This is a genomic window from Thiomicrorhabdus immobilis (assembly GCF_021654855.1).
Classification (GTDB): domain Bacteria; phylum Pseudomonadota; class Gammaproteobacteria; order Thiomicrospirales; family Thiomicrospiraceae; genus Thiomicrorhabdus; species Thiomicrorhabdus immobilis.
This window is the reverse complement of the sequence record NZ_AP024202.1, coordinates 614,410-626,797: the sequence shown is the minus strand read 5'-3', so window position 1 is coordinate 626,797 and position 12,388 is coordinate 614,410. Positions and strand designations below refer to the sequence as shown.

9 protein-coding genes are annotated in these 12,388 nt (G+C 32.5%); 1 reads left to right on the top strand and 8 read right to left on the bottom strand.

Going from position 1 to position 12,388, the window contains the following annotated elements; translation table 11 throughout:
* The first annotated feature begins 11 nt into the window (after positions 1-11).
* Positions 12-1,370, top strand: a complete 1,359-nt coding sequence (locus L6421_RS02725; protein WP_237262939.1) for a hypothetical protein — start codon at positions 12-14, stop codon at positions 1,368-1,370.
* 238 nt (positions 1,371-1,608) lie between these two features.
* On the opposite strand, the gene L6421_RS02720 is transcribed toward L6421_RS02725, so the two are convergent.
* From L6421_RS02720 to L6421_RS02685, 8 genes are all read right to left on the bottom strand, one after another.
* A complete protein-coding gene (locus L6421_RS02720) occupies positions 1,609-2,703 on the bottom strand; it encodes a glycosyltransferase family protein (RefSeq protein WP_237262937.1) in 1,095 nt (364 codons plus the stop codon).
* Between the two features lie 302 nt (positions 2,704-3,005).
* Positions 3,006-4,022, bottom strand: coding sequence for a hypothetical protein (locus L6421_RS02715; RefSeq protein WP_237262935.1), 1,017 nt, complete (start codon positions 4,020-4,022; stop codon positions 3,006-3,008).
* Between the two features lie 69 nt (positions 4,023-4,091).
* On the bottom strand, positions 4,092-4,646 hold the full coding sequence (locus L6421_RS11515) for an acyltransferase (protein WP_311195290.1): 555 nt from the start codon (positions 4,644-4,646) through the stop codon (positions 4,092-4,094).
* Positions 4,639-5,718: a DegT/DnrJ/EryC1/StrS family aminotransferase gene (locus tag L6421_RS02705; protein WP_237262933.1), complete on the bottom strand. Its 1,080-nt coding sequence runs from the start codon at positions 5,716-5,718 to the stop codon at positions 4,639-4,641. The genes L6421_RS11515 and L6421_RS02705 overlap by 8 nt, the downstream gene beginning before the upstream one ends.
* Before the next feature lie 43 nt (positions 5,719-5,761).
* Positions 5,762-6,730: a hypothetical protein gene (locus L6421_RS02700; RefSeq protein WP_237262931.1), complete on the bottom strand. Its 969-nt coding sequence runs from the start codon at positions 6,728-6,730 to the stop codon at positions 5,762-5,764.
* A 9-nt stretch (positions 6,731-6,739) separates the two neighbouring features.
* On the bottom strand, positions 6,740-8,335 hold the full coding sequence (locus tag L6421_RS02695) for a hypothetical protein (protein ID WP_237262929.1): 1,596 nt from the start codon (positions 8,333-8,335) through the stop codon (positions 6,740-6,742).
* Positions 8,322-9,551 (bottom strand): hypothetical protein, encoded by a 1,230-nt coding sequence (locus L6421_RS02690; RefSeq protein WP_237262927.1) that lies wholly within the window; start codon positions 9,549-9,551, stop codon positions 8,322-8,324. Before L6421_RS02690 ends, L6421_RS02695 begins: the two co-directional genes overlap by 14 nt.
* A complete protein-coding gene (locus L6421_RS02685; RefSeq protein WP_237262926.1) occupies positions 9,548-12,388 on the bottom strand; it encodes a glycosyltransferase in 2,841 nt (946 codons plus the stop codon). The genes L6421_RS02690 and L6421_RS02685 overlap by 4 nt, the downstream gene beginning before the upstream one ends.

Genomic DNA, 12,388 nt, shown 5'->3' with positions numbered 1-12,388 from the left:
AGGCATTCGTTATGTTCAATTTTCTAAAAAAAAGCAAAAAAATAAAATTACCTCAGTTAGAGCAACTCAATAAAAATTACGACATAATAGTTCACATAGGTGCGCCTAAAACTGGGTCATCAGCCATTCAAAAGTACCTTTTAGAAAACCGAACAATTCTAGAAAATTTTGGGTTTTATTATCCCGAACATGGTGTGGATGAAAATGGCATTTCAGGCGGCCAATCCATCTTAGGTAAAAAGTTAATAGACAATGAATTTGATACCGCAAAAGCTATCTTAGAGACTTACTTAAAAGAAGCTAAACAAAAACAGTGCACTTTGTTAATTTCAGCTGAGTCTTTATTTAATAGAGCACCACAACTTAAAGAGATGGCTGGTGATCATCGCTGCAAGATAATTTCTTTTTTTCGTGACCCCATCGAATCCATTTATTCAAACTACAATCAGGGGATTAAACGCCACTTTGCGACAGCACGACTAGAAACCTTTTGCCAGAACCTAATAGACAAACCAGCTGACTTTTATACCGGCGAAACTCTAGAGAAATGGGTCTCCATATTTGGTAAAAATCACCTTACCGTTCTTGGATATGATTTAGAGGTGTTTAAAGATATACCCATTCAAAATCTATTTTTATCCACCCTTGGTATTGATGAAGACACGCAAAAAAAATATTTTAAAATTAATAACACATCTGTAAACAATAGTTACTGCCTAGCCGCACTAGAGCTAAAACGAATGTTAAACTTCATTTTAGACCAGAATCAAAAACGTCTAAACAATGAAATTGACTGGTTTTTACAAGGTATTTCAGACAAAAGTACTAAACCAAAATACAAATTGGCAGAGCGAATTTCCGAACAAACCTATCTTCGATTAACTGAAAAATTCATTATGTCGAACCAGAAAATACAAAATGAATATTTAACGACTATTAACCCTAATTTTCTTAAAACAACAAATACAGAAAACCGAAAAACCATAAACCAAAAAGAATTGTTTCTTGAAATTTCTGCCATTCTTGAAAAATTAGAACGCCAAAAACCCCAAATTTATAACTACATTTGTAAAGAAATCAGTAAAAAAATAACACGTTTAAATGACTACGAAGTCTTAAAACTTGCTGAAATGCTTAATTATGATATTAATCAACTTCCCAATAAAGAGATATGGTTCAATCCAAATCAGTTAAAAAAAATGCCTAATGCTCAAACGGTAGATTTTTTAAGAGATATTGCCTACCAATGTTATTATCGAGGCGATCTTGAGAATGCACAAATCTTAATTGAAAAAGCACGCGAGATTCGTCCAAATGGACCTACTATTGTAAATTTATCAGAAAAGATTAAAAGCGAACTTAACGGCTAGAAAATAGATAGTATTCAGAACTCTGTGTCATTAATTTAAGATAATTACACATTGTCCGCTCCCCCTAAAATGAGACAGCAATAAGTGGAGTTTTCTGCGATTATTAACGCAGGAGACTATGATGAAAAAATCTCGATTAACCGAACCCCAAATCATAGCCATTCTCAGAAAATCGGACGCAGGGCTAAAAGGAGTCTACTGAATTAGTGGCGATGCTGACACAGAATTTTGAACACACTCAAAAAATACGTTTCAAATTTTTTTTAAAGCGACTCACCAAAAATCTTTCTTGAGTTTTTACCCCAACCGTAGGGGATAATTTTTGTATCGCTGATTTAACTCGACTATCTTCAACCCCAGAGAAAATCCTTTTAATACCATCAAAATGTACTGAATCAGCCGTGTCAATTTCTTCAAGTCGATTAATAGCGTCTTCAAATCGAGCTTCTATATTTTTCTGCGCTGACTTTAGATCTTCTATTAATCCTAGAGACTCTTCAAATAACTTATATTTCGCCAAATACGCAGCATATAACTCACCATTAAACATAACTTCTTTTTGATTTAGAGCTGTAACGATATAGCCAGGCCTATTCATTTTAAAAGGCGTATTTCCACGGGGATTACCACGGTAAAGCAGAGATACATATTCTATTTGAGTCCGAAACATTCTATGAAGGATAAAAAAGGGATACTCGACATCCTTTTCCGACTCCGCCAAACGCTGTCTCTCTTTTGCAGAATGCTTAAATCTTCGACCATCATTCATAATATGCCCATAAAAATGATCATTGTCTAAAAATTCAGACAAATGAAGCTGAACACGAGAAACATCAGATTTGAGATTAATAATTGATTTGACTGTCGATGCAGGTTGTACCTTTAAAGGGTTAGTCAAAGAAGAGAATGCGATTTTCTCATCCAAAACATTAAGCCAATTAAATGAGACAGAGCTTACATTTTTATCTAAACTTTCAAGACAGCTCTTAACCGAACTACAAAAATCACGAGGCGTCCAGAACTCATCAATATCCAAAAAGCAGATATGAGTAAATTCTCCTTCAGATTTAGTTCTCTGATAGGCTTCGGCATAAACAGCATATTGCATCACTCGACTTACACAATCCGGAGCAATATCCACCCAATCCGCATTACGATAACTCACCTTATCTGGATACTGAGAAACAATCTTTTCTAGTACTACAGTAGAATTGTCTTCAGTTCGATTTACATGAATTTCAATTGCATCAAAACCAAAGTGCAGGTGGTGAAACACCCATTGAGCGATATATGCCGCTTCATCTTTAGCTATTGCAACTAATTTAACTTTCATAGAATTCCTTGAATATATGAAACGCTTGTCAAAATCATGGGGGTCTACTTTCTGTCAATCCATTCTCTACAATGCTCGTAATCTTGACCTGAATCGAATCAACACCACATAAAAACACACGACGCACACAACGATTTACAACTATAACCTAGGCGATCACTCAATCCCGCTTGTTCCTCTCTTAACCTTCTACACCTGCTTTGGTCATTTGATTTGTCTCGAGTCTATTCAATACAGTAAAACATAAGATTGCTTATTTAAATTATTGATGACTTTTTGCTAAACCTTACTAAACAAAAAACTCAATACAATCGTATCTTTTTTACAAATAAAACCAAACTGGTTCCCAAGGATTTAACCAAAAATTGAACAACGGCAAGGCTAAATTTATAAGAAGATTTAAAATTAACATTGAGCAAATCCTTCTCATAATTAATACCCCCTCCATTGGACTCGTTATCTTCATTAAGGGAACTTTCCAACCTCTTTTGCATCCATGCAATATCTTGGCTATTTTCTCTTATAAGCTTTTCTGACAATTCATTTCCAAACCTTAACTTTGATCCTTTAATACTTGAAAGCAAACGAACAAGTTGTTTATCCTTTAGAATTCCTCTACTAATTCTGCTAATTTCAATGTCATTCTTTTTAAGATAGTAAAGTATTTTAATTGCATCTAAGGATAAGCCTATATTCTTCTGTTTTATGAATTGTGGAGAAAACTTGAAATTAATTTTCGAACAAAAATCCTCTACAACACAACCATTCTTCAATTCACGTTGATTAAAAGCCCAATATTGCACGGATTCAGCCCCAAACACCTTCTCAAACTTTGCAAATTTATTCTTATAATCAGGCCCTATAATATTAAAAGATGCCTTTCCATTTTTTAACCTTTGTTGAAAAGCGCTTTCCATAAAGCTTATTGGTGCGCGGATATAAGCACAGACTATAATTTCATCAAAATAAGATTTTAAAAACGCATAAACATCTAAAAGCTCAGATTCGCTTAAATAAATAATCCCTTCACCTGAAATAATGAAATTCTCGGTTTTATATCTGTTGAACTGTTCAATTAAACTAGCCTTATGTTCAATGGCTTCCGCTTTAATTTCACTACGAGAGTTCCCTTGCCTTCTAAAAATATGATGTTTTTCTGGAGTTTCAGCAAACATTCCAATAAAAGGAAGTGAATGATTATCAAAATTTGCAAAAGACGCATAGATCACATTGCCATTTTGTGGCAATGCGGCTAATGTTTGCTGTATAGATGAAGAACCAGTCTTATGCATCCCTATATGAAGGAAAAGTTTTCTCATGTGTTCTTAGCGTTATGAAAATTAAATTTAAAGATAGTTGTCTAAATTATGGGTGTCCTTTTTTACTTTTTAATCCTTAAAAAGGGTGCCCACTTTTTTTTGATCATCGCACTCCTGGAATTTTTTAAAATTCTCTAAGACTGAATTGCTATCACGCTCGGCTATTCTTTTATTACCAATATAAACACCCCAAGGCTCTAAATCTTTCGTTACTACTGAATTGGCGCCAACTGTTACCCCTTCTCCGATATTCACACCAGGTAGCACAACACTATTAGCCCCAACAATAGAAAAATTTCCAATCGTTACAGGGGCACTAGTTATATTCCTAAAATCGTTACCAACTGTTGAGTTCCCAAAACCCCAATCTTTAAAATCATCTGTTGCCGTTAAAATTCTACACCCTTGAGAAATAGCCGCATAATCACCAATTGTTAATCTATTTCCACCTGTAATCGAAGAGAAGCTAGCAATATGAACAAAATTTCCAATTTTTATAGGCTCTTTAGCGTAAATCAAAACAAAGTCATCAATAATAATATTTTTTCCAAAATCAATATTCTCAATCCCAATAATCTTGGTGTATTCAAAAGTTTTAACACCTTCTAATCTATAATTATTCATTTAGACAACTCTTAATAATTTCAACAATACGCTTTAAGGAATCTTCCTCTAAATCGGGGTAAATAGGTAAACATAAGATTCGAGTTGATATATCTCTTGAAACCGGCATACATTGCTTTGGTTCAATATATTCAAGTGTATCTAAAGAAGGGTAGAAATAGCGTCTTGGAAAAATAGATTCCGAATTTAAAGCCTGTTGAACCTTTAACAATTGCTTTTCAGTTTTCAATAAGATTGGAAAATAGGAATGGTTATCAGTTGCGCTAGGATTGCGTTGTTGAAATTCAACAATTCCCTTAAGCTCTGCTAAGTAATATTCTGTAATTTTCTCTCTTTTTTCTTTGATAAACTCCAAATCATCAAGCAAACACAGTCCCATTGCAGCCTCAAATTCATTCATTTTGGCATTGGTACCCAAATGCGGAATATTCTCGGCATCCTTAATTCCAAAATTAATTAAGTACCTTGCTTTTTCAACCAAAGAATCATCATTAATTATGATTGCTCCTCCCTCAATGGTATGAAAGAGTTTGGTTGCATGAAAACTCAAGGTTGAAATATCACCATAATTTAAAACATTAGTTCCTTTAAAACTAACATCAAAAGCATGTGCAGCATCATAAACCACTTTTAAGTTATGTTTTTTTGCAATTTTGTCTATTTCCTCTACCTTGCATGGGTTTCCAAAAACGTGAACTGGCGCAATAGCAGACGTGTTCGGTGTTATATTTTTTTCAATGTTAGCTGGATTTAAGTTGAAAGTTTTTTTATCTATATCGCAAAAAATAGGTAATAAATTATTGGTTACTAAAGAGCTAGTAGTGGCAACAAAACTAAATGGAGAAGTAATTACAAATCCTTTTAAATCTAATGTTCGATAGGCAATTTCTAAAGCAACCGTGCCATTTGAAACCAAAATGATATTCTTGACACCTAAAAATTCAGCCAAACGTTTCTCTAACTCCTGAACTAAAGGACCATTATTAGTAACCCACCCGTTTTGGTAAATCTGCGATACGTATGCCATATACCTGTCTTGTTTAGGTAAATAAGTTTTTGTTACATTAATCATAAATGATGTTTCCGAGTTTTTTACACACAAAACTTTTCTGAAATTAGCAATTCTTAATATAATCTAAAAAGATTTCACAAATTTCACTTCTAGTAATAACTTTTTGATGATCATGATTACACTCGTACTTTTCAAAATTTAAATCATTAAAAAGAACACCACTCTTTCTATTTAGGTACTTTTTCGCAATATATTCATAATCTTCAATATTATCTTTGTAAATTTCAGTTCTTTGTTCAATACTGAGCAAAGAGTCCTTTGAACTCATTGCTTTATTTTTACTAACAAAATTAACAAGATTATTTTTTTCTTTAGCGCTGACATCAAGCCTTTGGAGGATTTCTAAAAATTGGAGCGCCCTATATGACAATGATGAATTTAATAAAACTGGTTCAGACACGGTTTTATCAGGAACAAACCCTATACTTTTAACAAAGTCATTTACTAATCCATTAGGAAAGTTAGATTGTTCAAAAGGTTTCACTATTATTTTTTCACTACCAAAGACTTTAGCCCACCTATCAACAATAGAACGATAGTTTCCAATACCCCTATTCTTACTGAAGTTAATGTAATTCTCTATTCCTTCATCCCACGGCGGATTATTCACCATTTTTAAGGCTTGACTATATGATGATTCCCACCATAAATCATGTCTCCGAAGGTATATAATTATGTAAACATCATAATCTCTAAAAAACTGTTCTACATAGTTTAGCGTTTTGTTTTTTATGAAATTTTCAGAACTGAAAATCAATGAACCTTCAAAATCATGAACTTCAGATAATAATTTTTCTTTTAAAGCTTGTAATTGATTTTCATCCGGCTGTTCTTTTTGATTGTGAAAACCAAGTGCAGTACTCAAACCAAAATGCGCATGCTTCGCTCTTCCTGTCCGCGGGTATAAAAAACCTTTATTTTTCAAATATTCGAAATTAGAAGCTAAATAATTCTGAATAGAAGTACTTCCTGTTTTATTCATTCCAATATGAAGATAAATTTTATTTAGCATTATTTTCCTTCAGGGTTTACTACCAATAAAATGATTAATGAATTCCTTTTTATATACAGAACTGGACAGCCAATTAATCTTTTTAGTACATTCAGTGGCATTAAGAAAAATATTATGAGTGTTTTCAGCCAAGTCACTCAATTTGACAAGCAGCTCCTCAAAGCTTCCAACAATATAATTTTCATCACAAAAATTTACAGCATCATTATCATAGGGGATAGTGGCGGCACAACCTTGCTCAATACCTTTAATAATAGCCCCAGCCCCACCTGTTAAACCAGGAAGCGAAAAAACAACCTCTGAATGCACGTAGAAAGTAGACAACTCATCAGGGGGCATAGGTCCAAGGCAAATAATTCTATTATTAGTAATCGCTTTAGAAACAACCATGTTATTTTTAAAGCTCTTATCACAATTTTTTTCACCAATAAAATACAATTCTACATTTTCATGCTCTAAAAGAAAGTTATCCAATAAAATAAGTTGACTATTAGTAAGTTTATTAAATGCCTCGGAGATAAGATTCCTTCCAATGCATAAAACAAAACGAAGCTTGCTTTTATTCGCAATTTGATTATGTTTTGTTTCTGGATGATTTTTATTAAACTCTTTTTTCCATGGAAGTTTAGCACTAATTATTCTTGGTCTATTCAAATGGTCAATTTCCATATTTTCATAATGCTTGACAAGTCTATTAAACATATAATCAGTTCTTGCTATAACATAATCAACAGAAAATGAAGGAATATTCAGTACATTTGAGGGATAATAAAAGCTAGGTATTTTATTGAACATAAGATGCCCATTAAAAATAGCTTCTGAACCAGAACCATGAATAATAGCAAAATCAGGTTTTATTTGATTAATCCATTTCACAAAATCTTGTATTTTATTAAGAGATGATGCTTTGCCAACAGATTGATAACTACTATTTTTTTGTTTAGTAAAATAACTCCAGCTTTCTTCATAGAATTCTGTATCTTTTGCTATAAATGATTCCCCAAATATTGTATCCCCCGTTTTATCTCCCGTTACAGCAAGAAATATTTCATAATCTTGTTTATCTTCTAAAAAATTTGAAGCCAAATCTTTTAAGAACTTTACATGAGTATTTTTTTCTTTTGGCATTAAAAACCCAGAAACAATAACTATTTTTTTTCTTTTTTTGTTATGGTTATTGTTTGTTGAAATCTTAATGTTATCAAGACGCCTAAAAATTTCTTTCGTCAATAATTTAATTTGCTTATTTATAATCTTAGCTAAACTTAAATCTTTAGTAGCTTTGAGATACATCTTGCAATTGACAAATATCTCCCTTAATTTATCAACATCCTTAATTTCATAAATTAGCTTATTTAATATTAATTCTGAACCTTCTTTTTTGAGATAACGAATACCCACCATAAAAGGAATAAAAATATTTTCATAATGATTTTCTGAAAACCCATTTAAAAATGATGACGGTTTAAAATCACTGAGTAAATCATCTGCAGTTATTTCAAAAGAGTTTCCAATTAAGCTCTCATCTAATTGAAAATTAAAAACCTTACACAGTTCTCTATAAATTTGCTCATCAATTAATAGGTGATTACTATCTTGAAGCATTTAACTTTTCTCTAATTTTATTTATGACCGGACCCTTTGGTCTGAGAGAATAGGCCTTATCTATTAAAAGTTTTCCTATATCAATATCATTACCGAAATAAATAGCTAAATCTCTGTACATATCAGCTTTGTCAGGATAGTTTTCATCCAAAAATTGTTGTAATTGGTTATGGTTTTGATTCTTAATGACTGGAATATTTTTGAGTTTTTTATCTAATGTAATAATCGAGTTTATTAACTGTTTTGTTAATACCTCCATATCATTTTGGGTATATTCACCATGTGTCGCAAATTGACTAAAATTTTTAGGTACACCTGAATACAAGTCTTGAAACGCATCAACTTGCCACCACTTAGGGTCATCTTTCATGGCTAAACGATCATTTTCAGTAAGATATTCTAAAAGTTTAGTATTACTATCCAAAGTCTTTTGAACAATATCTTTAACCATCACTTCAGGTATTACCCAATCTGGTTTTGAATCAATATTTATATATTTAGAAAGAATAAAATCAATTGATGAGTCATGAGGACCGGGCCTTAAATCACGATTATTTTGAAAAAACCTCAGTACAGTTCCAGGTAAACTAACATTTGATTTTTTTAACAGTTTTTTATTCAGCTTCAGATTAAATATTTCACTAAAACTTTCAATTACATTTTTATTTAGTAACTTTACATGAGTTTTATCTATATGCTCACTAGCAAACCACTCTCTAATGTGTCCAGACCATAGAGTTGCTGGTATATTTTTATCAATCCATTTGTCAAAACTGACATCAGCCCAAGCGCCCCACTGCCACCAGGCACTATTAATCCAAGCTACTGGTGGTCTTACAAAGAATACAACTTCTATTTGGTAATCTGTCACAGATTTAAAAATTAAATCATTAAAAAGCTCTAATTCTGAACTCCAACCTTCAGATGAAAAAATCACATTAGAATTTATTTTTTTCATGGACGTTTGAAAGTTATTAATAAACAAACCTTTATCATTAATTTGTTTTAAATTTGGAGAAGATGCGTAGTTAAAAGGCGAGTTGCTAGCTTTTTCCTCAAGTAGATTGCCGGAGTAGACTGTTCCATCTGTATTCATACATGCATATAAATATTTATTTCCCTGCGTATCAATAAGACTATTATTAAATGATAAATATTCCTGCAAGGCGCTACTTCCACACTTTCCCATTCCAACGTGCAAGATTAGTTTTTTCATGCTTTCAGACCTCGACTCAGAGCAAAATAATCATTTAAAATTGAATCATACTCAACGCCGTTTTTAATCACTTCAACATCATTTTTACCAAAAAATTCTATAATCATTTTCAACATTGTTTCAGGTTTTTCATCTACGGAAAAAAGCAGTCTGCTCTTAACATTCATAAAGTCTAGCCTTTCTTTTATTGCCCCTATGTCAAATGAGACAACATACTTGCCATTCGATATTGCCTCACTTAAAGTATAGCTATATGTTTCAGGCCATATACTTGTTAAGAAAACTGCATCAATTTGTTCACGTTTGATTAATTCCTGAAGCTGTGAACTATCATATTTTCCAGTGAGCGTTATAAAATCAAATTTTTTGAAGAAATCATCATCGCTTGTGTAACCAATAATTTTTAAATTAATTGGCAACCTCTGTTCAGATATCTTGCTCGCCAGTTGTTTGATAACATTTACTCCTTTATGAGGCCCAAGTGCCCCTAAAAAACCTAGATTAATATTTTCATTACTACTTTTACTAAATTTACTTAAAACCACCCTATCTACCGGTTCTGGATGATAGTTATGAAATACATTTTCTAAATCAAAATAACTTTGAAGCCTTTGTTTAGTGTCCTGACTAGGTGTAAATACTTTTCTTGCTAATTTATATTTTTTATAAAAATGTTGTCGCCATAAATTAATGTCTTCATCATAATCTGTAAAAGAGATTACCGAACTGTCATGCACTCCAAGGTCAGCTAAACAATTTTGACATTGAACATACCCTTTTTCACCACAATACTCATCGTTAAATGAAACAAAATTTACCCTCGGACAAACAGCATAATAATCATGAACAGTTATATCGTATTCGCATTTAAGAAGGTTGGGTAAACTCCAAATTCCATCTTTGAATCCAAGAACATTATGATAATGAATATGCCAGACATCTAATTCCTGAAGTATTTTTACAAGGTCATTTACTTCGATATCAGAATCATAGTCCGCATAAACATTCGAATTAGTGCTTGATAAACGCCATATCGAGCCTTGCTTTTGAGGAGTAAGATAGTAGACATTTTGACCTTCTTTTTTCAGAAGCTTTATCAAATCATCTGTTGCTTTTTTAGTTCCCCCGCCAATTGACAGTGATACAAATAAAATCGATTTACCTTTAGCAGATGTTTTTGGGTCAAAAGCCATAGATTCATCTTTTAATATTTTGACAGCAAGTTCATTTCTCAAGCGCCTTGCAGGATCTTTCCTTATAAATTTTTCAACTAACTTTGGATAATCAGGGTATAAACCATTCAGTTTTTGCAAGTTTTTTGCAATAAAACCTTCCGCATCAGAGGCAAATGAAACTGAACCCAAATGATGAATGAATGTTTTGTTAGTCATCACGTGACGCCATCCAATCTTATTTGCTCTTAGAGAAAAGTCATTTTCTTCGGCATAACCTTTACCCCACTTCTGCTCATCAAACAAACCAACTTCATTAAGAACCTGTCTTTTGATAAACATGCAATAACCATGTGCAGTAGGCAGGTCTATTTCAGCTTCTTGATTTTTCTTACATAAATAAGCCAATGACTCCACACTATATCCAGTTGGTAAATCATTATCTATACAGAATCCTGGAAAGCTGCAAATTGTCGCGTTATTTGACATTGGCGTTACAGTACCAATAGTTGGTGATGAATAAGCTGCTTGCTGTATAGCATCTAACCAACCATCTGGAACAACAGTATCGGAATTTAGTAAAATAACATCAGCATTACCCGCGTATTTCATCCCCTTATTAACTGTAGCGACAAAACCTAAATTTCGATCATTCGCGAGTAAATCAAAGTCATATTTTTTCTGTAAATTCAGTAATTCTGGCAACATTTTTTCTTCTGGAGAAAAGTCTGAAATTACAATCAATCGGTAATCTGATCTGTTTTTACTATTTACTACAGAGTAAATACAGTTTTTAGTCTCGGCGATACCTTTATAGACAGGAATAACGATTGTTACAGGTTTCTTTTCATCACTTGAATCAAGGCATTTGATACTTTTCTGTTCAACTTTTCTATCTTTGCGATAACGATCAATTACAGCTGGTATTAAAGACTTGAGTAAAAAATCATATTTAGGATTGTTCGCTAAATCTTGAGAACCTCGGAGTAAAACTTGTAAATCTGTAAAAGCCTCAATTTTTGATTGGAAAGAGGATAAGCTTGTAGAAGGTAGTAGTATCGTTTCATCTAGATAACCACACGTTATTTTCACATCAACAAACTCAGCACCTTCTGCCAATTGGCCAATATTAATATTGAAGCCTTTATCCGTATTAGTTAATCCTCTCGTGATTAGATCTTCTCGACTATGGTTTGCTGGAATTGATTTAATTTTCTGATCATTAATCCATATATCAAGGAGTATCGTTAAAGAATAGTTATTAAAATCCGCTATCCAACCATTTATACCCTCATATTCACAACTATCTATATTGTAATGAATATCTGGAGCTTTTATCGAATTCAAACTATTTGTTATTCTTGATTTACAACTATCATCTTTTGGCTTAACATCTAGTTTAATCTCATCTTTACCTTCATCTTCAAGCTTTAATAACAGCCTTCTGATATCCAGCGGAATACTAAAAGATGCTTTTCCTTTATTAATGCCATGTAAAAGTAAATCATCTCTATATTTATCAGCTTTAAATTCGGCAACCACTTCATTATTAATCAAAAGTTGCAATAGTACAGGTTCATTTGAATCAACTTCATGTGCCCAACCTCTAAGCAAAGAACCATCGTAACTATCTATGACACCAATTACTTCTCTTTTCTTCTTCAT